The sequence below is a fragment of the Streptomyces sp. NPDC007162 genome, assembly GCF_040634175.1.
GTDB lineage: Bacteria > Actinomycetota > Actinomycetes > Streptomycetales > Streptomycetaceae > Streptomyces.
In genome coordinates, this window is the sequence record NZ_JBEYFC010000117.1 from 1 (window position 1) to 21,126 (window position 21,126).

Annotated in this window: 19 protein-coding genes, 1 tRNA gene and 1 pseudogene; 9 read left to right on the forward strand and 12 right to left on the reverse strand. The window is 67.6% G+C overall.

Features of this window, described 5'->3' with window-relative positions:
- On the forward strand, positions 1-511 hold a 511-nt coding region (locus tag ABZ646_RS16520; protein WP_360518800.1), incomplete at its 5' end, for a rhomboid family intramembrane serine protease.
- Positions 512-798: 287 nt separating this feature from the next.
- Here ABZ646_RS16520 and crgA read toward each other — a convergent pair.
- Positions 799-1,053 (reverse strand): cell division protein CrgA, encoded by a 255-nt coding sequence (crgA, locus tag ABZ646_RS16525; RefSeq protein WP_046727637.1) that lies wholly within the window; start codon positions 1,051-1,053, stop codon positions 799-801.
- A 152-nt stretch (positions 1,054-1,205) separates the two neighbouring features.
- Between crgA and ABZ646_RS16530 the strand changes: the two genes are divergently transcribed.
- From ABZ646_RS16530 to ABZ646_RS16555, 6 genes are read left to right on the forward strand one after another with little or no spacing between them, the layout of a single operon-like run.
- Entirely contained in the window at positions 1,206-1,994 is a 789-nt protein-coding gene (locus tag ABZ646_RS16530) for a DUF881 domain-containing protein (RefSeq protein ID WP_360518803.1), read from the forward strand.
- A gap of 27 nt (positions 1,995-2,021) precedes the next feature.
- Positions 2,022-2,708 carry a class E sortase gene (locus ABZ646_RS16535; RefSeq protein ID WP_360518806.1) on the forward strand — a complete coding sequence of 229 codons (687 nt, stop codon included), beginning with the start codon at positions 2,022-2,024 and terminating at the stop codon, positions 2,706-2,708.
- A gap of 52 nt (positions 2,709-2,760) precedes the next feature.
- Positions 2,761-2,922: a hypothetical protein gene (locus ABZ646_RS16540; protein ID WP_360518809.1), complete on the forward strand. Its 162-nt coding sequence runs from the start codon at positions 2,761-2,763 to the stop codon at positions 2,920-2,922.
- Positions 2,919-3,557, forward strand: a complete 639-nt coding sequence (locus tag ABZ646_RS16545; RefSeq protein WP_360518812.1) for an aminodeoxychorismate/anthranilate synthase component II — start codon at positions 2,919-2,921, stop codon at positions 3,555-3,557. The genes ABZ646_RS16540 and ABZ646_RS16545 overlap by 4 nt, the downstream gene beginning before the upstream one ends.
- Entirely contained in the window at positions 3,554-4,621 is a 1,068-nt protein-coding gene (locus tag ABZ646_RS16550; protein WP_360518814.1) for a class E sortase, read from the forward strand. The genes ABZ646_RS16545 and ABZ646_RS16550 overlap by 4 nt, the downstream gene beginning before the upstream one ends.
- Before the next feature lie 13 nt (positions 4,622-4,634).
- Positions 4,635-5,387: a class E sortase gene (locus ABZ646_RS16555; RefSeq protein ID WP_360518817.1), complete on the forward strand. Its 753-nt coding sequence runs from the start codon at positions 4,635-4,637 to the stop codon at positions 5,385-5,387.
- Positions 5,388-5,404: 17 nt separating this feature from the next.
- Here ABZ646_RS16555 and ABZ646_RS16560 read toward each other — a convergent pair whose 3' ends face one another.
- The 7 genes from ABZ646_RS16560 to ABZ646_RS16590 form a co-directional block, all read right to left on the reverse strand.
- Positions 5,405-6,448 carry a restriction endonuclease gene (locus ABZ646_RS16560; RefSeq protein ID WP_360518820.1) on the reverse strand — a complete coding sequence of 348 codons (1,044 nt, stop codon included), beginning with the start codon at positions 6,446-6,448 and terminating at the stop codon, positions 5,405-5,407.
- A 218-nt stretch (positions 6,449-6,666) separates the two neighbouring features.
- Positions 6,667-8,655: a Stk1 family PASTA domain-containing Ser/Thr kinase gene (gene pknB, locus ABZ646_RS16565; protein WP_360518823.1), complete on the reverse strand. Its 1,989-nt coding sequence runs from the start codon at positions 8,653-8,655 to the stop codon at positions 6,667-6,669.
- Between the two features lie 169 nt (positions 8,656-8,824).
- The gene (locus ABZ646_RS16570; RefSeq protein ID WP_360518826.1) at positions 8,825-10,309 is read right to left on the reverse strand and encodes a penicillin-binding protein 2; all 1,485 of its coding nucleotides are present in this window, start codon (positions 10,307-10,309) and stop codon (positions 8,825-8,827) included.
- The gene (locus tag ABZ646_RS16575; protein WP_360518829.1) at positions 10,306-11,745 is read right to left on the reverse strand and encodes an FtsW/RodA/SpoVE family cell cycle protein; all 1,440 of its coding nucleotides are present in this window, start codon (positions 11,743-11,745) and stop codon (positions 10,306-10,308) included. The genes ABZ646_RS16570 and ABZ646_RS16575 overlap by 4 nt, the downstream gene beginning before the upstream one ends.
- Positions 11,746-11,772: 27 nt before the next feature.
- Positions 11,773-13,338 carry a Stp1/IreP family PP2C-type Ser/Thr phosphatase gene (locus ABZ646_RS16580; protein WP_360518842.1) on the reverse strand — a complete coding sequence of 522 codons (1,566 nt, stop codon included), beginning with the start codon at positions 13,336-13,338 and terminating at the stop codon, positions 11,773-11,775.
- A 98-nt stretch (positions 13,339-13,436) separates the two neighbouring features.
- The gene (locus tag ABZ646_RS16585) at positions 13,437-13,958 is read right to left on the reverse strand and encodes an FHA domain-containing protein (RefSeq protein WP_046727648.1); all 522 of its coding nucleotides are present in this window, start codon (positions 13,956-13,958) and stop codon (positions 13,437-13,439) included.
- A 10-nt stretch (positions 13,959-13,968) separates the two neighbouring features.
- Positions 13,969-14,850: a DUF3662 and FHA domain-containing protein gene (locus ABZ646_RS16590; RefSeq protein ID WP_360518832.1), complete on the reverse strand. Its 882-nt coding sequence runs from the start codon at positions 14,848-14,850 to the stop codon at positions 13,969-13,971.
- Between the two features lie 414 nt (positions 14,851-15,264).
- Between ABZ646_RS16590 and ABZ646_RS16595 the strand changes: the two genes are divergently transcribed.
- Positions 15,265-15,348: transfer RNA gene (locus tag ABZ646_RS16595), tRNA-Leu, on the forward strand.
- A 193-nt stretch (positions 15,349-15,541) separates the two neighbouring features.
- Here ABZ646_RS16595 and ABZ646_RS16600 read toward each other — a convergent pair.
- Entirely contained in the window at positions 15,542-17,290 is a 1,749-nt protein-coding gene (locus ABZ646_RS16600; protein ID WP_360518835.1) for a hypothetical protein, read from the reverse strand.
- Positions 17,291-17,337: 47 nt separating this feature from the next.
- Entirely contained in the window at positions 17,338-18,261 is a 924-nt protein-coding gene (locus tag ABZ646_RS16605; RefSeq protein WP_360518838.1) for a hypothetical protein, read from the reverse strand.
- A gap of 183 nt (positions 18,262-18,444) precedes the next feature.
- Between ABZ646_RS16605 and ABZ646_RS16610 the strand changes: the two genes are divergently transcribed.
- Complete coding sequence (locus tag ABZ646_RS16610) at positions 18,445-18,669, forward strand: helix-turn-helix transcriptional regulator (RefSeq protein WP_020134187.1); 225 nt, start codon at positions 18,445-18,447, stop codon at positions 18,667-18,669.
- A 251-nt stretch (positions 18,670-18,920) separates the two neighbouring features.
- On the opposite strand, the gene ABZ646_RS16615 is transcribed toward ABZ646_RS16610, so the two are convergent.
- Positions 18,921-19,373 (reverse strand): hypothetical protein, encoded by a 453-nt coding sequence (locus ABZ646_RS16615; RefSeq protein ID WP_280855232.1) that lies wholly within the window; start codon positions 19,371-19,373, stop codon positions 18,921-18,923.
- A gap of 1,474 nt (positions 19,374-20,847) precedes the next feature.
- A pseudogene (locus ABZ646_RS16620) lies at positions 20,848-21,126 on the reverse strand (TetR/AcrR family transcriptional regulator); the annotation flags it as partial.

Sequence of the window (21,126 nt, forward strand, 5' to 3'; positions counted from 1 at the left end):
CAGCGCCTCCGCGGGGTCGGTCAGTCCCGTTTCCCCGTCCGGCAGCGACAGCTCGAACTACATGCACATCGTGTTCAACATGCTCAGCCTGTGGTGGATCGGCGGCCCCCTGGAAGCGGCCCTCGGCCGCGCCCGCTACATCACGCTCTACTTCGTCTCCGGCCTGGCGGGCAGCGCCCTCACCTACCTGCTCGCCGCCCAGAACCAGCCCTCGCTCGGCGCCTCCGGCGCGATCTTCGGCCTCTTCGGCGCGACCGCGGTGCTGATCCGCCGGCTCAACTACGACATGCGGCCGATCATCGCCCTGCTGGTGATCAACCTCATCTTCACGTTCAGTGGCGGCATCGCCTGGCAGGCCCACATCGGCGGCCTGGTCGCCGGTGTCGTCACGGGGTACGCCATGGTGCACGCCCCGCGCGAGCGTCGGAACCTGATCCAGTACGGCACCTGCGCACTGGTCCTGGTGGTGGCCGTGGTGCTCACGCTCGTCAGGACCGCGCAGCTCACCTGAGCCTGTTCACGGCGGCTCACCGCACCGATACCGAACCGTTGTCCACAGACGGTGGCCGATCTTGTGCACAACGTGCGCGCACACCTGTGCCCCCTGTACCTCACCTGCGTTTTCGCAGGTGAGGCGGGGGCACACAGTTAGGCCGGGAGTGTTGTGCTAGTCGTACCGGCGTCAACGCCTGATGGGTTATCCACAGATCGTCGTCTTTTCCCCAGGTAGGGTGTGGACAGCATGTCAGGCCTGTGGATAACTCAGCGAACAGCCCTGGGCAGAGCTGTCGGCCGAGGTCACTTCCACTGCGTGGAGACGCCGAAGCCGGCCGCGATGAACCCGAAGCCCACGACGATGTTCCAGTTGTCGAGGCTGTCGATGGGCAGCGAACCGTCGGTCACGTAGAACACGACGATCCAGGCCAGCCCGATGAGGAACATGGCCAGCATCACCGGCGCGACCCAGGCACGGCTGTTCAGCTTGATGGCGGTCGCCTGCTTCGCCGGGGGCGGCGTGTAGTCGGCCTTCTTGCGGATACGTGACTTCGGCACGAGGGTCTCTCCTGTCGATGCGCTGCGTGGCCGCGCAGGTAACTGGGTCGGGCTCGGGGCAGCGTACAAGGGGACAGTAAGGGCTCACTGAGCGCTCCCCCGGGCGTCCGTTAGCGTAGTGCTTCTACGGCGCCGAAGGAGATAAGGGTACGTTGAGCAATTCTGCCGACTCCAGCGCGACCGGATCAACGTCTTCCGGCCCGGTCCGCAAGCGCGGCTTCCGGCCGGTGCGGATTCTCACCGTGGGCGTCTTCGCCCTGGCCGGTCTTCTCTTCTTCACCAGCTTCAACACGGCCAAGGGCACCGACATCCGCTCGGACGACAACCTGCTGAAGCTGTCCGACCTGATCCAGGAGCGCAGCCGCAAGAACAAGGAGCTCGACGAGTCCAACGCGAGCACCCGCGACGGCAACGAGAAGCTCGCCGAGCGCGACGACGGCTCCACCAGGGCCCAGGACAAGAAGCTCACCGGCCTGGAGAAGGATGCGGGCACCCAGAAGCTCACCGGCAGGGCGATCACCGTCACGCTCAACGACGCGCCGCCGAACGCCACCGCCAAGCTTCCCGGCTACCCCGAGCCGCAGCCCGACTACCTGGTCATCCACCAGCAGGACCTGCAAGCCGTGGTGAACGCGCTCTGGCAGAGCGGTGCCCGGGGCATCAAGGTCATGGACCAGCGGCTGATCTCCACCAGCGCGGTGCGCTGCGTCGGCAACACCCTGATCCTCCAGGGCCGCGTCTACTCACCCCCGTACAAGATCCAGGCGGTCGGGGACCCGGCGAAGATGCAGAAGGCGCTCGCGGACTCCGAGGCGATCCAGAACTACATGGTGTACGTCAACGTGTACGGCCTCGGCTGGAAAGTCACCGAGGACGGGACGGTGACTCTTCCCGGCTACTCGGGCACAGTGGACCTGCGCTACGCCAAGCCCGTCGTGTAAGCAGCTCGTCACTTCCTGGAGCCGCCGGTGCGAGTGATCGTCAGGACCGTCAGCGAGCTCTGCATCACCGTCGGCACCCTCATCGTGCTCTTCGTCGTGTACGTGCTGTTCTGGACCGGCGTGCGGGCCGACAGCGTCATGCACGACCAGATCGACCGGTTGCAGAAGCAGTGGTCGGCTGGCGCCACCGTGCGCTCCACGGCGAAGGCGGCCACGAGCCCTCCCGCCCGGCCCGCCGCGTACCACTACGGCAAGCCTTTCGCGATCATGTACATACCGCGGTTCGGTTTCACGTGGAACAAGCCGGTCCTGGAAGGCACCGGCACCGACGTGCTGCAGAAGGGCCTCGCCCACTACGCGCGGACCGCCGGGCTCGGCCAGGTGGGCAACTTCGCGGTCGCCGGCCACCGGCGCACGTACGGCGATCCGTTCCTCGACTTCCCGGAGCTCCGCAAGGGCGACGCGATCGTCCTGACGGACGGGACGACCTGGTTCACGTATCGGATAGACAAAGGCCCTTACAAAACAGTTCCGACGGACGTTGAAGTGATCGACCCTGTGCCACGTAAGTCGGGGTACACGCGTCCGGGGCGCTATCTCACCCTGACCACGTGCGATCCGGAGTGGGGGCACAGCCACCGGCTGATCGTCTGGGCGCATCTGGACTCCACACAGCCTGTGGAGGCAGGCAGACCCGCGGCGTTGCGCCGTTAGTCTGGTGCAGTACGGCGGGATTCTGGTGCCGTGGTGGAACGGAAGGGACGGCATGTACGGCTGGATCTGGCGGCATCTGCCGGGGAACGTGTGGGTCAGGGCGCTGATCTCGATCGTGCTGGTCCTCGCCGTGGTCTACATCCTCTTCCAGTACGTCTTCCCCTGGGCCGAACCGCTGCTGCCCTTCAACGATGTGACGGTGGACAACCAGTGAGCGCGCGGATTCTCGTCGTCGACAACTACGACAGCTTCGTCTTCAACCTGGTCCAGTACCTGTACCAGCTGGGTGCCGAGTGCGAGGTGCTGCGCAACGACGAGGTGTCGACCGCGCACGCCCAGGACGGCTTCGACGGCGTCCTGCTGTCGCCGGGACCCGGCACCCCGGAGGAGGCGGGCGTCTGCGTGGACATGGTCCGGCACTGCGCCGCGACCGGCGTCCCCGTCTTCGGGGTCTGCCTGGGGATGCAGTCGATGCAGGTGGCGTACGGCGGGGTGGTGGACCGGGCGCCCGAGCTGCTGCACGGCAAGACCTCGCTCGTCGAGCACGAGGGCCTGGGCGTCTTCGCCGGGCTCCCGACGCCGTTCACCGCCACCCGCTACCACTCCCTCGCCGCCGAGCCGGCGACCGTGCCGGCCGAGCTGGTGGTGACGGCCCGTACCCACGACGGGATCATCATGGGGCTCAGGCACCGGGAACTCCCGGTCGAGGGCGTGCAGTTCCACCCCGAGTCGGTGCTGACCGAGCACGGTCACCGGATGCTGGCCAACTGGCTGGTGGAGTGTGGTGACCAGGGGGCCGTGGCGAGGTCGGCGGGGCTCGCCCCGGTGGTGGGCAGGGCCACGGCGTGACCGCGCTGCGCCCCGAGCGCAAGACCGGTAGCCCGTACGGGGGTCAGCCGTACGGGGGATCCGGCGCGCTCGGGGAGACGGCGTACCTCCCGCCGGTGCCGTCCGGTGGGGAGCCGACGGCGTATCTGCCGCCGATCGACGAGGAGACGGTCGCCCTGCGGATCCCCGATCCGTTGCCCATATCGGCTTCTGCGGGCACAGCGGCCTCTTCAGCCACCGGAGTCCCAGGTGGCGGCCGAGCGGCCCGCAGAAAGGCCGCCAAGCGCCGCGGTGGCCGTCGTGGCGGCGCGGTGGAGACACCGGGCGCGGCGGAGACACCGGTTCAGGAGAACGAGGCGTCGGGCCGTCCGCTGTCCCGGGTGGAGGCCCGTCGCCGGGAGCGGCTGCGCAAGCCCAGCCCCGCCGTCCTGGCGAGCCGGGCGATAGGCGAGGTGTTCATCACCACCGGTGTGCTGATGCTGCTGTTCGTCACCTACCAGCTGTGGTGGACGAACGTGCGCGCGCACGCCCAGGCCGGCAGCGAGGCCAGCTCCCTGCAGCAGGACTGGGCGAGCGGCAAGCGTGCCCCCGGGGTCTTCGAGCCCGGCCAGGGCTTCGCCATCCTGCACATCCCGAAGCTGGACGTGGTGGCGCCGATCGCCGAGGGCGTCAGCAACAAGGACGTCCTCGACAAGGGCATGGTCGGGCACTACGGCGAGGGTGCGCTGAAGACCGCGATGCCCCAGGACAAGACCGGCAACTTCGGTCTGGCCGCGCACCGCAACACCCACGGTGAGCCGTTCCGGTACATCAACAAGCTGGTTCCCGGGGACGCGGTGGTGGTCGAGACGCAGGACGAGTACTTCGTGTACAAGGTGACGTCGATGCTGCCGGTGACGGCACCGAGCAACGTGAGCGTGCTGGACCCGATCCCGAAGGGTTCGGGGTTCACCAAGGCGGGCCGGTACATCACCCTGACCACCTGCACACCGGAGTTCACCAGCAAGTACCGGTTGATCGTGTGGGGCAAGATGGTCGAGGAACGCCCGCGCAGCAAGGGCAAGCCAGACGCGCTCGTCGAGTAAGGGCAGAGGAACTGTGGCAGCGACCGCCGACGACACCGAAGAGCAGACCGGCGCGCCGGAGGCGAGGCCCGCGCCGCGCCGCCGGCCGACCGGCCCGATCGCGACGGCGGTCAGCGTCTTCGGTGAACTCCTCATCACGGCGGGCCTGGTGCTCGGCCTGTTCGTCGTCTACTCGCTCTGGTGGACGAACGTGATAGCGGACCGTAAGGCGGACCGGGAGGGCGACAAGGTCCGTGACACCTGGGCCCAGCAGGACACCGGTCCCGGCGCGCTGGACACGAAGGACGGCATCGGCTTCCTGCACGTGCCGTCCATGAAGAACGGCGAGGTGCTGGTCGAGAAGGGCACGTCGACGGACGTGCTCAACGACGGGGTGGCCGGCTACTACACGGATCCCGCCAAGGCCGTGCTCCCCATGACCGGCAAGACCGGCAACTTCACCCTCGCCGCCCACCGGGACGGCCACGGAGCGAAGTTCCACAACATCGACAAGGTGAAGGTCGGCGACCCGATCGTCTTCGAGACCCGTGACGACTGGTACGTCTACAAGGTCTACGACATCCTCCCGGAGACCTCGAAGTACAACGTCAAGGTCCTCTCCCAGATCCCCGGGGAGTCCGGCAAGAACAAGCCTGGCCACTACATCACCCTGACCACCTGTACCCCGGTCTACACGAGCCGCTACCGGTACGTGGTGTGGGGCGAGCTGGTCCGGGTGCAGAAGGTCGACAGCAAGCGGACCCCGCCTACGGAGCTGCGCGGCTGACAGAGGTTCGGCCGTACTTACTCCAGAATCCTGAGTGGCTCACCGGCGCTCCACTCCTCCAGTGCCCCGCGGTGCACGGCGGTGATACCGGCCTCGCCAGCGATATTCAGGGCCTCTGGGGTGAACGGGCAGGTCGCCACGTAGAGCGCCACGTCCGCGCCGTACAGAACCTTTGCGGCGCCGATGAACTTCTGGATCTCCGGGCTGGTGATGTTGAGGTAGGGCGCGAACCTCTTGCACTGGACGACGAGGCGCCGGCCGTCGGCAGTGATTCCGATGATGTCGACGCCCCGGTCGCCGTGGCCGCCCTGTACGACGACGTTGGTGCACCCGTCGCGGATGAGCAGTTTGGCGACGTGACGCTCGAACGTGCGGCCGTTCATGGCGTCCATGGCTGCCATGACTCCGATGGTGGGACGGTCGTCCCGGATCCCTTCGAGCCGCTTCAGCCGGCTGTGGTGCTGGTGGAGCCGCCGCTCGATGCGCTGGACTCCCGTCCGCAGCGCGATCAGCTCCGCGCGGTGTTCGCCCGACGTCTCGATCAGGGCGTTGAACATCGGGACGACGGTCTTGCCGAGGATGTGCGTGATGCGCTGGTCGATGCGGTCGTCGAGATCCGGGAGGCCGGTCGGGGCGGAGTTTTCCACAGGCTGTGTCCGGGCCAGGTACTCCATGTCCAGGAGATAGACACGCACCTGACGTGCGACTTCGCTGTCGCGGAGGAGCATGGCGACGTTGAGGACGGCGCGACGAGACCAGATGGCCAGGCCAGAGCGGGGCTGCGGGCCGCCATAGGAACTCAGGTTGAGTTCCTTGAATTCGCGCAGTTCAGGACCGCGGAGCACGCGAAGGCCGTTCGACGCGAGCTCCTGCCTGTGGCGGCTGAGCAGGTTGTTGATCACTGTTTCGGCGACTTCGAAGTACGCCGCCACCATCGCTGTGGTCACATGCATCCCGTCCGGCAGCAGCGACAGCGCCTTCACCCTGTCGAGCACGTCGGTGCGGTCCAGCACGCTGCCGCGCAAGCTCTGCGATTCCAGCAGTGCCGATTCGTTGATCACGCTCTGCCCTTTCGATCGTGGTGTGGCCGTACGGCCAGGGCAGAGTTGCGAGTCCCCACCCGATCTGATCAACGAGGCGTGGTGTCCGAAGGCACGATCGATGGTGGAACTACTGAGCTTGAAGTGGCACTGGACGTGATCGGCTTCGGCTGCCTATGAACAAATGTCCCCGGCGTCCTCCTGGAGGACGCCGGGGACATTTCTTGTTCGGTGCGGGATCAGCCGTTGTTGCCGCCGATGAAGCCGCCGTTGTTGCCCCCGTTGTTGTTGCCGTTGCCGAAGCTCACCGTGGTGAGGGTGATCTGCGTGCTGCCGGGGTCGTCCTCGCCGGTGTTGGCGGGCGGGTCCTGCTGGGTGACGAAGGCGTTGTCGCTGGAGTCGCCGTTGAACTGGATGTTCGTGAAGCCGGCCGCCTGGAGGGTCTGCTTGGCCTGCTTCACGGTCTGGCCGACCACGGTCGGCACGGGCGTCTGCTGCTTGGCCTTGCCGATCTGGATGTTCACCGTGGAGTTCTTGTCGACCTTCTGACCGGCCTGCGGGTCGGTCGAGACGACCTTGCCGACCAGGTTGGGGTCGTTGGTGTCCACCTCGGTGCAGTTGCCGGTCAGGTTGTTGGCCTGCATCTGCGCCTTGGCGTCGTCACAGCTCTTGCCGCTGACGTCGGGGACCGTGGACTTGTCCTCGGCCTTGGCGACGGTGAGGGTGATCGTGGAGCCCTTCTGGACTTCCGCGCCGAGCGCCGGGTCCTGGTCCAGGACGGTGCCCGGGTCCTCACCGGAGGTCCGCTGCTTCGTCTTGACGACGAACTTGTACTTGTCGCCCTCAAGTGTGTTCGTGGCGTCATCGATGTTCTGCCCGACGACGCTCGGCACGACCACCTTCGGCGCCCCCGTCGAGATGACCAGGTTGACCGTCGAGCCCTTCTTGACGTCGGTGCCCGACTTCGGGTCCTGGTCACAGACGCTGCCCCTGGGCTGGTCGGCGCAGGTCTTGCTGGTGGTCGCCAGTACGAGGCCCGAGTTGTCGGCCATCTTCTTGGCCGTGGCCTCGGTTTGTCCGATGAAGTTCGGCGCGGAGAGCGTGTCGTTCCCGGCCCCGCCGCCGCTGAACACCCACTTGCCGATCAGGATCGCGCCGACCAGCACGAGGACGCCGGCGACCACGAGCAGGATCGTCGAGGTGTTGTTCTTCTTCTGCTGCTGGCGGCGGCGGTCCGGGCGGTCGTCGTAGCCGAAGCCGCCGTCGTCCGGGTTCATGGGCGGGAGCATGCTGGTCGCGCCCGCGTCCGCCCGCAGTGCGGTGGTGGCCTGGTCGTCCGGGTAGCCGCCGTAGCCGACGGAGCCCATGGCGGCCGTGGCCGCGACCGGCTGGCCGTCCAGGCACGCCTCGATGTCGGCGCGCATCTCGTCCGCCGACTGGTAGCGGTAGTTCGGGTCCTTGACCAGGGCCCGCAGGACGATCGCGTCCATCTCGGGCGTGATCTCCGGGTCGAAGACCGACGGGGGCTGCGGTTCCTCACGGACGTGCTGGTAGGCCACGGCCACCGGGGAGTCGCCCACGAAGGGCGGTCGTACCGTCAGCAGCTCGTAGAGGAGGCAACCCGTCGAATAGAGGTCCGACCGGGCGTCGACCTGCTCGCCCTTGGCCTGCTCCGGGGAGAGGTACTGGGCGGTGCCGATGACCGCCGCCGTCTGGGTCATGGTCATCCCGGAGTCGCCCATGGCGCGGGCGATGCCGAAGTCCATCACCTTGACCTGGCCGTTGCGGGTCAGCATGACGTTGGCGGGCTTGATGTCACGGTGGACGATGCCGCTGCGGTGGGCGTACTCCAGGCCCTGGAGGATGCCGATGGTCATTTCCATCGCGCGCTCGGGGAGGAGTTTGCGTCCGGAGTGGAGCAGCTCGCGCAAGGTCGAGCCCTCGACGTACTCCATGACGATGTACGGGATCGAGACCCCGTCGATGTAGTCCTCGCCCGTGTCGTAGACCGCGACGATCGCGGGATGGTTGAGCGAGGCGGCAGACTGGGCCTCCCGGCGGAACCGGGCCTGGAAGGACGGATCGCGCGCGAGGTCCACGCGCAGCGTCTTCACCGCCACCGCGCGGCCGAGCCGGGTGTCATGCGCGAGGTATACCTCCGCCATGCCACCACGGCCGAGCACGTGGCCCAGCTCGTACCGGCCGCCGAGGCGACGCGGCTCTTCCATAGCTACCTACCAGCCCTCTCCGTCGGTCCCGGCCGCCACGGGTGTGTGGCCGGAGGCTGCCGTCCGGGCCTACCGTACCCGGCTGTGTTCGTGTGACCTGGCCAAGCCCGTAACCCGATACAGGACCGGTATCGCAACGTGCACCGATGTGAAGCGAACGTGATCGGGCTCACTTCTTGGAGTTGATGACCGCCTCCATCACGCTCTTCGCGATCGGGGCCGCGAGGCCGCCGCCGGAGATGTCGTCACGGTTGGCCTGGTCGTCCTCGATCACCACGGCGACCGCGACGGGCTTGCTGCCGTCGGGGAGCTTGGCGTACGAGATGAACCAGGCGTAGGGGTTCTCGCTGTTCTCCACACCGTGCTGGGCGGTGCCGGTCTTGCCGCCCACGGTGACGCCATTGATCTGCGCGTTCGTGCCCGTGCCCTCCTTGACGACCGTCTCCATCATCGACTGGAGGATCTGGGCGTTGTCGGAGGAGAGCGGCTGGCTCAGTTCCTGCGGGTCGGTCTGGGAGATCGTGTCCACGCCCGAGGACTGCAGCTTGTCGATCATGTACGGCTTCATCAGCTTGCCGTCGTTGGCGACCGCGGAGGCGACCATGGCCATCTGCAGCGGGGTGGCCGCGGTGTTGAACTGGCCGATCGAGGACAGCGCGGTCTGCGACTGGTTCATCTTGTCGGAGAAGACCGAGGCGCTGGAGCGGACCGGTGTGAACTGCTCCTGGTCGAAGCCGAACTTCTTCGCCTCGGCCAGCATCTTGTCGTTGCCGAGGTCGGCGCCGATCTTGCCGAAGACGGTGTTGCAGGAGTACCGCAGCGCGATCCGCATGGTCGCGTTCTTGCAGGGGATGCTGCCCTCGTTCTTCAGCTCGGTGGTGGTACCCGGCATGACGTACGGCAGCGGCGACTTGGTGGCCTCGTCCGCGGATGTGTACAGCCCGTTCTGGAGCGCGGCCGCGGCGGTGACCACCTTGAAGGTGGAGCCCGGCGGGTAGGTCTCGCGCAGCGCCCGGTTCAGCATCGGGTCGCTCGGGTCGTACTTCTTCTGCAGCTTCTTCCACGCCGCGGCGTCGTTGTTCGAGTTGCCGGCGAACACCGAGGGGTCGTACGACGGGTAGGAGGCGAGGGCGAGGATCTTGCCGGTGGAGGGCTCCAGGGCCACGACCGCGCCCTTGCCGCCCTGGCTCTTCAGGCCGCTGTACGCGGCCTTCTGCGCGGCGGCGTTCAGCGTGGTGACGACGTTGCCGCCCTGCTTCTGCTTGCCGGTGACCATGTCGAGGGTGTTGCGGAAGAAGAGCCGGTCGTCGTTGCCGGTGAGGATGCCGTCCTCGAGGGACTCCAGCTGGTTGGCGCCGAAGGCCTGGGAGGCGTAGCCGGTGACCGGGGCCCACATGGGGCCGTTCTTGTAGGTGCGCTTGTACTTGAGGTCGTTGAGGCCGGACGAACCGGATGCCGTGGATCCGGTGACCGGGCTGCCGTCGACGATGATGTCGCCGCGCGGGGTGGAGTAGCGGGCGATCGTGACGCGGCGGTTCTTCGGATCCGTCCTGAGGGTGTCGGCCTTGACGTACTGGAGCCAGTTGTCGCGCAGCAGCAGGGAGAGGATCAGGAGGCCGCAGAAGACCGCGATCCGGCGCAGGGGCTTGTTCATGACGGGCGGACCACCTGGGTCATCTCGGCGTCGGGGTTGCCGGCGGGGGCGGGTGCCGGGCGGCGTGCGGTGTCGCTGATCCTGATGAGGATGCCGATCAGTGCCCAGTTGGCGATGACCGAGGAACCACCGTAGGCGAGGAACGGCATGGTCATACCGGTCAGCGGGATGAGGCCCATCACGCCGCCGGCGACGACGAAGACCTGGAGCGCGAAGGCGCCGGAGAGGCCGATGGCGAGCAGCTTGCCGAACGGGTCGCGGGCGGCCAGCGAGGTGCGTACACCGCGTTCCACGATCAGGCCGTAGATCAGCAGGAGCGCCATGAGGCCGGCCAGGCCCAGTTCCTCGCCGAAGGTGGCGAGGATGAAGTCGGAGTTGGCCGCGAAGCGGATGAGGTCGGAGTGGCCCTGGCCGAGGCCGGAGCCCAGGGTGCCGCCGGAGCCGAAGGCCCACAGCGCCTGCATCGACTGCTCGGAGTGGCCGGCCACGCCCTGCTGGCTGAGCGTGTACTCCTTCATCGGGTCGAGCCAGGCCTGGACACGCTGCTGGACGTGCGGTTCGAAGCTGGCCACGCCGACCGCGCCGGCCCCCGACATCAGCAGGCCGAAGACGATCCAGCTGGTCCGCTCGGTGGCGACGTACAGCATGATCACGAACATGCCGAAGAACAGCAGCGAGGTACCGAGGTCGGTCTCGAAGACCAGGATGAGGATCGAGATGAACCAGACGACCAGGATCGGACCGAGGTCGCGGCCGCGTGGCAGGTAGAGGCCGATGAAGCGGCGGCTGGCGAGCGCGAGGGCGTCCCGTTTCACCATCAGGTAGCCGGCGAAGAAGATCGCCAGGACGATCTTGGCGAACTCACCGGGCTGGATGGAGAACCCCGCGACCGAGATCCAGATCTTCGCGCCGTAGATGTTGGCGCCGAGGCCGGGGACGAGCGGGAGCAGCAGCAGGAAGAGCGCGCCCACCATCGAGATGTAGGTGTAGCGCTGCAGGACGCGGTGGTCCTTGAGGAAGACCAGCACCACGATGAAGAGCGCGATGCCCATCGCCGTGTAGAGCAGCTGGCGGGGAGCCGCCGTGCCGGCCTGCTTGATGGACTGCAGCAGCTTCGACTGGTCCAGCCGCCAGATGACCACCAGTCCGAGGCCGTTGAGCAGCGTGGCCAGCGGCAGCAGCAGGGGGTCCGCGTACGCGGCGAATCTGCGGACGGCGAGGTGGGCGACGCCGGCCAGGAGGCCGAGGCCCAGGCCGTAGCTGAGCAGGCCGGCGGGGACCTTGTCGTTGATGGCCAGGCCCACGTTGGCGTAGGCGAACACCGGGATGGCGACGGCGAACACCAGGAGCGCGAGCTCGGTGTTGCGTCGGCTCGGCGTGCCGATGGAGCCGATCGTGGACGTGTGGTGCGTCGACGTGTTGGTAGTACTGCTCATCGTGTGACGGGGCCTCTCACGGCTTGCCTACTGCTTACCGCACAGCGAGACGACCTTCTGCTCATCCTCCGAGAGGGTGGGGCCGGGGCTGGGGGTCGCTGAGGGGGACGGGGACGGTGACGCCGTGGAGGACGCCGAGTGCGAAGGGCTTGGCGAGGCCTTGGACGTGAGAGAGGTCTTGGTGGTTCCCGTGGTGCCGCCGGCCTCGCCCTGACCGGTCTTGGAGCTGGTCCTGGACTCGGCCGTGGTGCGCTCCGACTCCTTCTTGCAGGCGGACGCCTGTACGGCCAGTTCCTGGACCTTGGACTGGGCGTCCTTGAGACCGCCCTCGGCGATGGTGGCCTTGACCTGCTTCTGCTGGTAGGGCGGCAGGTACTTGAGTTCGATCTCGGGGTGGTCCGTCTCGACCTTCGACAGCGACACCCAGGCCAGGTCCTGGCTGATGCCCTGGTACAGCGCGACGTGCTCGCCGTTGGCGCCGACGTAGTACTGCGTCTGCGTCCAGCGCCAGCCGCCGTACAGGCCTCCGCCGATGACGGCGAGGGCGAGTACGCCGAAGAAGGATCTCTTCAGCCACGTGCGGCCCCTGCGGGGCTTCACGAAGTCGTCGTCGGTGTAGTCGCCGAAGCTGCCGGCCGGGACGTAACCGGTGGTGTCGCCGGAGCCGGGCGGGCCGAACTCGCCGCCCCCGCCCTGTCCGTGGCCCTGCCTGCCGAGGTTGGCGGCGCGGCCCGCCGGGGTCTGCATGAAGCCGTTGTCGTGCAGGTGCTGCTGGTTCTCCGCGACGGCGCCGACCACGACCGGCGTGTCGGAGAGCTGGCTCGCGAGGGTGTCGCCGGTGTCCAGGTCGAGGACGTCCGCGATGATGACGGTGATGTTGTCGGGGCCGCCGCCGCGCAGCGCGAGCTGGATCAGCTCCTGCACGGTCTCCTGCGGGCCCTGGTAGCTGGCGAGCGTCTCCTCCAGGGTCTGGTGGGAGACGACCCCGGAGAGCCCGTCGGAGCAGATGAGGTAGCGGTCCCCGGCGCGCACCTCGCGGATGGAGAGGTCGGGCTCGACGTGTTCGCCGCTGCCCAGCGCGCGCATCAGCAGCGAGCGCTGCGGGTGGGTGGTGGCTTCCTCTTCGGTGATCCGGCCCTCGTCGACGAGCCGCTGCACCCAGGTGTGGTCCTGGGTGATCTGGGTGAGCAGGCCGTCCCGCAGCAGGTACGCGCGGGAGTCGCCGACGTGCACGAGGCCGAGCCGCTGGCCGGTCCAGAGCAGGGCGGTGAGGGTGGTGCCCATGCCCTCCAGCTGCGGGTCCTCCTCCACCATGGCGCGCAGCTGGTCGTTGGCGCGCTGCACGGCGTGGCCGAGGGAGGTGAGGATGTCGGAGCCGGGGACGTCGTCGTCGAGCGTGACCAGGGTGGAGATCACCTCGGAGGAGGCGACCTCGCCTGCGGCCTGGCCGCCCATGCCGTCGGCGATGGCGAGCAGCCGGGGGCCGGCGTAGCCGGAGTCCTCGTTGCCCTCCCGGATCATGCCTTTGTGCGATCCGGCGGCGAAGCGCAGTGACAGACTCATGCGCACCTCGCCCGTCGGCTCCGGGTACATCCGCACGGTGCCCACCCTCCGGTCGGGAGCGCGCAAAGGACCGGCGTCCGGTCCGCCGCTGCGTGCTCGCTCCGCTCGCGCCTAATCATGATGTAGCACTACTTCCGCAGCTCGATGACGGTTTTCCCGATGCGGATCGGGGCGCCCAGCGGGATCGGCGTGGGAGTCGTCAGCCGGGACCGGTCCAGGTACGTGCCGTTGGTGGAGCCGAGGTCCTCGACGATCCACTGTCCGTCGCGGTCCGGGTAGATCCTGGCATGGCGGCTGGAGGCGTAGTCGTCGTCCAGCACGATCGTCGAGTCGTGGGCGCGGCCCAGGGTGATGGTCTGCCCCTGGAGCGCGACCGTCGTCCCGGTCAGGGTGCCTTCGCTGACGACCAGCTTGCTGGGGGCGTTGCGCCGGCGGCCGCCGCTCGCGGGCTGCTGGCCGCGCTGCTGCGGGGGCGCGGCCTGCTGCCGGGCGGCGGGCTGCTGCCGGCGTCCTTCTTCCCTACGCGATCCGCGCTGGGTGACGCGCGTACCGAACAGGTCGCTGCGGATGACCTGCACGGCCACGATCACGAACAGCCACAGTACGGCCAGGAAACCCAGCCGCATGACCGTGAGGGTCAGCTCTGACATTGCCCCCGCTTCACCCTTCGGCTTGCCGGTAAATGATGGTGGTGCTGCCCACGACGATCCGCGAGCCGTCGCGGAGCGTAGCGCGGGTGGTGTGCTGCCCGTCCACCACGATGCCGTTGGTGGACCCGAGATCCTGGATCGTCGAGGGCGTTCCGGTCCGGATCTCGCAGTGCCGGCGGGAGACGCCGGGGTCGTCGATCCGCACGTCGGCCTCGGTGCTGCGGCCCAGCACGAGTGTCGCGCGGGAGATCTGGTGGCGGGTGCCGTTGATCTCGATCCAGTAGCGGGTACGGGAGCCGGGCGCCGGGGCGCCGACCGGGCCCGAGGGTCCGGCGGGCCGCTGGCCGGCGGGCTGGGTCGGCTGTGGGTAGCCGTAGCCGCCGGGGCGCTGCGGGGCGCCGGGCGGCGGTGCGCTCGGCATCGGTGGGGCGGCTGCGCCGGCCGGCGGGTAGCCGTAGCCGCCCGGCCGCTGGGGGGCGCCGCCCGCGGGGGCGCGCTCGGGCGCCTGCTGGTTGCTGGACGAGGCGAGCGTGCGGCTGCGCACCCGGTACAGGCCGGTGTCGAGGTCGTCGGCCTTCTCCAGGGTGACCTTGATCGGCCCCATGAAGGTGTAGCGCTGCTGCTTGGCGTAGTCGCGGACCATCCCGGCGAGCTCGTCACCGAGCTGCCCGGAGTAGGGGCTGAGCCGCTCGAAGTCGGGGGCGCTCAGCTCCACGATGAAGTCGTTGGGTACGACGGTCCGGTCCCGGTTCCAGATGGTCGCGTTGTTGTCGCACTCGCGCTGCAGCGCACCGGCGATCTCCACGGGCTGGACCTCGGACTTGAACACCTTTGCGAAGGTGCCGTTGACCAGACCTTCGAGACGCTGCTCGAACTTCTTCAGGACTCCCACAGGGCACCTCCTCTGTCGCCTTGCCCGTACTGCCTGCCGTGACCGCTACTGCTCACTGATCGTATCTACGCGCCCGGCAATCAGCCGGTTCCCCGAGCGGCCCCCCTTCGAACCGCTCGGTGCGCTTCTCCTGTCGAGGATCGGCGCTCCTTCTTCCCAGGATCGTAGAGGTGGCTCATGACCAGTGTCCCGCACCTGGCTGTGGACCCGATCCGTCTCATGGACAGATGGCGTGGACCGGTACGAGGTTGATACGTGAACGCCGACTGCCCGGGACGTGATCGCGGTGATCACCAGGTGAGCGCTGCCCAGAGACAAGGGATGTGAACCCACCCTGTCCCACGTGCTAATGTTCTGGATGTCGGAAGGGGCCAGCCCGGGGAAACGGGGCGGGGACCGGAGGACACACCCAATGCGCGGGTGGCGGAATAGGCAGACGCGCTGGATTCAGGTTCCAGTGCCCGCAAGGGCGTGGGGGTTCAACTCCCCCCTCGCGCACAGAGAAGAACCGACGGAACGGGTCTTCACCAGTGACGAAAGTCACCGGTGGGGGCCCGTTCCTCGTTGTCGGGTGGGCTTGGCCCGGACAAGGTCGTGACAGGGCCCCGGCGGTGAGGTATCTCACGGCCGGGGCCCTGCTATGTGAGCTGCTGGTCGTTCTCCGGGTGGTGCTGGGGTGGCCTCGGCCGGTTCAGGCGGCCGACGACAGATGGCCGGTGGGTGTCCAGGTCCCGGGTTCCTTGGTCTTCCGCCTGTGGTGGGTGCGGCGCCGGGGGCGTTCGCCGCCGAGCGCGAGCGTCTCCAGCCATTTCATGATCTTGCGGCGGTTGGCGTGGGCGAGCTGGAAGGCCAGGAGGATCGTCTGGGCCGCGATGCCGCGGATGCGGCGGGAGCCGGCGGCTTCGATGGCCTCGGCGAGTGGGTTCTTGGCGTAGCCGTTGTAGCCCTCGACGCTGTTGCGCAGCCTGAAGTAGATCTTCTGCCATTCCGGGCCGCCGTACTCCAGGGCCTGCCACTGCTTGGCGCCGGCTTCCGGGCTGATGGTGATGGCCCGCTGACGGCAGACCTTGACCGGGCCCACCGGGCTGGGTTCCGGGTCGACCAGGGGTAGATGGATGCCGCGTCCCATCGTGTGGCGCTTGAGAGAGCACTGGGCCTTGCCCGCTTCGGCGGGGCACATCATTCGCTGGTAGCCGTCGGCGTCGGCGTTCTGCTTCGGCATGAGGCGGTAGCCGCGGCGGGCGGCGATCAGCCGGACCCACGTCTCCCGGTCGATGCGCTCGGCGTGCAGGTCGACGGTGGCGTTGATGAGGGGCTTCGGCATCGACGGGCAGTACCAGCGGCCCTCGACGAGGATGGCGCCCTGCGTTCCGTCCTGTTTGCCGAGCTGGTCCGCCCGGTAGTCGTAGACGGGCTTGTAGCCCATGGCTCGGACGGGGATCTGCCATTCCGCGGGCTCAGAGTTGTTGTAGGCGCGGTCGCCGGCAAGGTAGCCCGGTTTGTAGCCCCGTTCCTGGAGTCGGTCCAGGACCTTCAGACCGTTGTACGCGGGGCGCTGGCCAGGCTTGTCGAGGGCGACGCCGAGGACGACGACCGGCAGGACGTCGGGATTCGGGGTGCCGTCGTCGAGGAGTACGGCGTCGTGTTCGGTGTCACGGGTCACGATGAGGTGGGCGTCGTAGCCGTAGAGGTACTTCTTCTTGAGCGAGGTCTTCTTCTTGCCCGGAGGCGGCTTGACTTTGCCCTTCTTGTCGGGCGGCGGAGGCGGGCGCATGGCATCGGACACCGGCACGTCCGGATCGCGGTGGTCGCCCTCACGTACATACCAGCCGGCGTCCGGATCGGTCGCGAGCTCGGGTCCGTTCGTGCGACGGCCGCGGGAGAACGTACGGACGGGGGTGGCGTCGATGCCCAGGGAGACCTCTGCCATAGCTGCCAGCAGATCGTGGAGAGGGCGTACGGAGGCGTCCAGCACGAACTCGGTGAACAGCGCCAGCCGTCGCTCCCGCTCCGCCAGCTCGTCGACGTCGGCTGCCGCCGTCAGTGTGTGCGCCTCCTTGCGTGAGAGGTGCCCGTTGGGCGGCAGTGGGGAGGGGTTCATCGCGTCCTTCATGGCATGGAAGATCCGCCTGACCACGGCGTAGGCCGCCTCGAACCCCTGGTCGTGGTCGTCGTACTCGGCTATGTCGAGGCGGGCACGGAGCTGCGGACTGATGCGGAAGTACAGGATGTCCGTGACCCGCTCCAGGACGATCTTGCCGCCGGTGTCCTGGGTGCAGAGATGGAGGCCGACGAGGAGGCTTCTGAGGTGCAGGGTGCGGTGTCGGCCTCGCGGGAGGTGGACGAACTCCTCCAGCAGAGGGACGAGTTGGCTGTTGTCGACCTCCTCGATCGCTGCATCGACGTCGGCGTCGTCGATGAATCTGCGCGTGGCGCGCATCGCCAGAAGGCGCTCGTGGCGATCACTGGGCAGGCTGCGTGGCGCGGTCATTGGCTGCCCCGCAACAGGCGGGCGGCTTCTTCAGCGGGGACGGCGCTCAGAAACGGCAGGATGCGGGAGAGGCCGTGGAGGGTGTCGACGCCGGCCGCCGCGACGATGACGGTGATGGGAAGTCGCTCTTCGAAGAGCTCCACCAGCCACGTGGATCTGAGGCGGCCCATGACCAGGCGAGGGACCTTCGGGCTCGGCTGGGCGCGGGCCAGGAAGTTCGTGACGGTGTTGGTGCCGCGGCTGTAGGAGTTGGGGCGGAACAGGTACTGCGCGGCGCCGGAGTTGTCGAGACGGTCGGCAGCGGCGGCCAGAACTCCTTCCCAGGGACGGCGGCAGAGGATCTCCCGTTTCCGGGATCCGCGAGTGACCACGACGACTGGGCCACCACCTCCTGATGACCGACGGACGTCATGGACGCGGACTCGGATGACCTCCGGTGAGTCGAGGCCGACACCGAGGCCGAGCGCCATGAGCGTCTTGCAACCCCAGCGAAGCTCGTCGGTGGGCAGCCCACCTACCCAGCCCCACAAATCCGCGAGCTCGGTCCGGGTGTAGGGGCTGTTGGGAACCGAGGCCGACAGCTTGGCGGGCTTCCCCGTCCGGCATTCGCCGCCCAGCACGATCTCGCTGAGCCGCAGGAGCCGAGTCCGGTAGTTGCCGCGGGTGCTCTCCCTGACGTTGGGACAGCCGACCGCGATGAACCTCTCGATGACCTCCCGGGAGAGCCACACCTCGGCCTTCCCGGGAAGGCCCTCACCGTTGCAGAAGAGGGCCAACTGGGAGAGGGCGGAGAGCAGTTCACGTGCCCTGTAGGACGTCAGGGGGTCGGCGAGGCGGACGACACGGCGCACTTCGTCGCCGACGCGGCTCCACCCCGCGGGGGAGCCGGACGGGCCGTAGGAATCAATCCGCTGACTCATCACATGTCGCCAAACCAACACCCCAGCCGGTGGGGTGTTATTCGAATAACATGTAGCTGTGGCAGCAGCCGCGCGCGACCGGGGAGGACCGGATGGGTCAGACTTCACCTCATGCCCCAAGGAGATGCCCGCCGACTGCCGCCGCGCGCGTACTGCGCCAGCGGCGCGTGGCCTGAGGCCGTCATGGAGGAGCACCACGGGGCGCGGGTCGCCCAGGCCATGGCTGCTCGGCTCAGGGCTGCGCTCGACGGGCGGGGCTGGTCCGTCGCTCAGCTGTCGCGAGAAAGTGGCGTGGCCCGCTTCACGATCGCCAAGGCGCTCGCCGGCGAGGCGTGGCCCGACCTGCTGACCATTGCCAATCTCGAAAAGGCGCTGGACTGCGATCTCTGGCCCGGCCGGGAAGTGTAAAGCGGGACGCTGCGCGGAGCCGCCGGTATACGGACGTGGGGCACGGAATGGCTGTTCGAAACCGAACATGCGGGCGGTCATCCCTTCGGGCGAAGGGCGGGACCATATTTCGTCGTGCGCTACCGGCGGCCCTCGACCGCTCGTAAAATGCAACGTGACGAACTGATCCGGCACTGTGGAAGGTTCTAGGTGGGTTCGTCGCCGTTGGCCGTCACCTTGGACTGGACTCCTTGGTGGCGGCCTTCTTTTGTTTAAGGCTGCTGGGGTGGTGCGTACTGGTAGAAGGCATTCGGCAGCTTGATCAATGATCCGGATTTCGCCAGTTCATCCGCTGCCACGCGAACGCTCTTGATCTTGTCGGCTTCGTTGAGTGCGTTGGCCACTTCGAGTGCTTTCCACTGCCGCAACGGATCCTGGGCCATCAGCCGCAGGATTCGCGTCTTGCGGGGCGCGACCTGGAAGCCACCGGTTGCCGTTGCCGGCTCGGCGTCGTCGGGGTCTGTGTCGGACTGTCGCTGCTCAGGGATGCCTGATGTCCGCCACTCGTCGGCGATCTGCATCTGCTTCTTTACCTGACGCACGAGGCGAAGCTCCTGGCGGACCTTGAACATATCGCGCTGCAGTTCGACCTCCTTCTCCTCCAAGAGCTGGATGTACTTGTCGGGATTACCGGCTACTTCTTCCCATGGAAGGGTTTCGATCATTGCAGAACCCTACCTATGAGAATGCATAAGTTACCTCTCTCGCAAGGGGTGCTTCACTCGATGTAGCGACAAGGTCAATTACCTGTCGGGTTACCTGGCCGAACGGTATCGAAAATTCCCGTTTTGTTATCCAGGGCCTGTCTGGGGTGGAGGAACGTTTCGCTGTCTCGCTTGAAAGGAAGGGCTGTTCAATCGGGCTTGTATTCCCTTCCCTGTGGTGCGGAGGTAATTTCTGGAAGAGAGGTTATCTTTTGCTTCATAGTTCTCTCTTCCTTGAGCCGGTAACCCCTGTTCGTTCTGTTGTGTATGGACGGGTAGCCCCTGTCGTGGGGCTTGTACCTTGAGCGCCGCCCGGGGGGAAATTTCTCTGTCAGGAGATAGGGGCGTCGCATAGGAGCAGCTGCGCTTGTCTTGGCAATGGGTAACTGATCAGGAGTCCTGGGGTACGGAGGATTGGCGCCTGGGAACAGGTAGGGGTGCTTCGGGGCAGGACCCGCTGGCGTGGCAGAGGTTCTGTCCTGAACCACACATGTAGTCCTGGGTTGAACGGAGGGGGCAGGGCGCCCGCGGCGGCGACGGAACCGAGAGAGGAGGGTTGGCGTAAGTCATGGCCTGGGGCCAGGGGGCCGCCCCTTGGCTCGCCGTAGGTGGCGGACTACGGAGACAGGGCTGTGCAAGGAAGGCTGGTACGGATGGCGACGATTCTGAGGGGCGTCCTTGCCTGCAAGGCGGGGAAATGGCAGGGCTCAGCAGTACAGGGATGGGTGTCGGTTGTGGCGCCGTCGAGTCCTCCGCGGTACCTCGTGGCGAGCGGGTTCCGCCCGTCTGGGGCGCCGCGACAGGCACAGGGGCAGTCGGGAAGGAGACATACCGTGACACGAGGGCGGCATCCCCGCATTACCCCTGCTCGGGCTTGATGGCGGGGTAGGCGGACAGAGCGCCCAGCGGACGTGCCCCCCCCGTGAACGTGGCACGCGAAGATGAGAGTGAATGCCTCAAACGGAGGTCGCGGACCTGGCGGGGCTGGGTCTTCGAGGCGCTCCTGCGGATGTCCGGTCCCCGGTGACCGGGGTGCGGTGCGACGAGGCGGCCCGGCAGGACCGTGTACGCGGCGACAGGTGTCCCGGGCAGATGGTGGATGCGTTGGCACCCGTCGGTCTTTGAAGCCGGGTCGCTGAACGTGGGGGCGGTGCTCTCCACGAGGGCAAGGCGCAATCGCCCTCGGAGGCCCGGGAGTGGGTGGAGGCGTGAGGCAGTCGGGCGTGCCCGGGGCGCCCACTGGCATCGCGGGGACCGTGGCGGTTGGGGGTGGCTAGTTGTCTTGTGCCGCGAGCGCCGGGTGACGCTGGTGGAATCGAGCGCAGTTCTTCGCCGCCTGCCCAGGCAGCCGCTCGGCGGCGCGAAAACCCTCAGCGGCGTCGAAGTGGGCCAACTGCACCCAGATGCCTGTGCGACGAGGCCGGCCGTGTGCTTCTCAGGTGTGGCGCGGGCGAGGCAGCAGGGCGAACGCGCTCTCCGCGATCGAGGTCAGGCGGGCGGGACTGTGGCCGTTGGCGCCTACGACCTCGCTGCCGCGGATGACGGTCAGCAGAAGGTACGCGAGGTCGTCGGGATCCGCGTCGGGGTCGATGTCGCCGTCGCGCTGCGCCGCTCGCACACACTCGGCCACCGCCGCCCGGACCACGGAGAAGCAGTCGTTGGCCAGGCGTTTGACCTCGGGGTCGGAGGCGCCGATCTCCAGGGCCATCTTGGC

Excerpts from the sequence above, each read along its gene's own strand:
- ABZ646_RS16540 (WP_360518809.1), top strand. The coding sequence starts at position 2,761 with ATGTACGGCTGGATCTGGCGGCATCTGCCGGGGAACGTGTGGGTCAGG.
- pknB (WP_360518823.1), bottom strand. The coding sequence starts at position 8,655 with ATGGAAGAGCCGCGTCGCCTCGGCGGCCGGTACGAGCTGGGCCACGTG.
- ABZ646_RS16570 (WP_360518826.1), bottom strand. The coding sequence starts at position 10,309 with ATGAACAAGCCCCTGCGCCGGATCGCGGTCTTCTGCGGCCTCCTGATC.
- ABZ646_RS16575 (WP_360518829.1), bottom strand. The coding sequence starts at position 11,745 with ATGAGCAGTACTACCAACACGTCGACGCACCACACGTCCACGATCGGC.
- ABZ646_RS16580 (WP_360518842.1), bottom strand. The coding sequence starts at position 13,338 with ATGTACCCGGAGCCGACGGGCGAGGTGCGCATGAGTCTGTCACTGCGC.
- ABZ646_RS16585 (WP_046727648.1), bottom strand. The coding sequence starts at position 13,958 with ATGTCAGAGCTGACCCTCACGGTCATGCGGCTGGGTTTCCTGGCCGTA.
- ABZ646_RS16600 (WP_360518835.1), bottom strand. The coding sequence starts at position 17,290 with ATGCGCGCCACGCGCAGATTCATCGACGACGCCGACGTCGATGCAGCG.
- ABZ646_RS16605 (WP_360518838.1), bottom strand. The coding sequence starts at position 18,261 with ATGAGTCAGCGGATTGATTCCTACGGCCCGTCCGGCTCCCCCGCGGGG.
- ABZ646_RS16610 (WP_020134187.1), top strand. The coding sequence starts at position 18,445 with ATGGAGGAGCACCACGGGGCGCGGGTCGCCCAGGCCATGGCTGCTCGG.
- ABZ646_RS16615 (WP_280855232.1), bottom strand. The coding sequence starts at position 19,373 with ATGATCGAAACCCTTCCATGGGAAGAAGTAGCCGGTAATCCCGACAAG.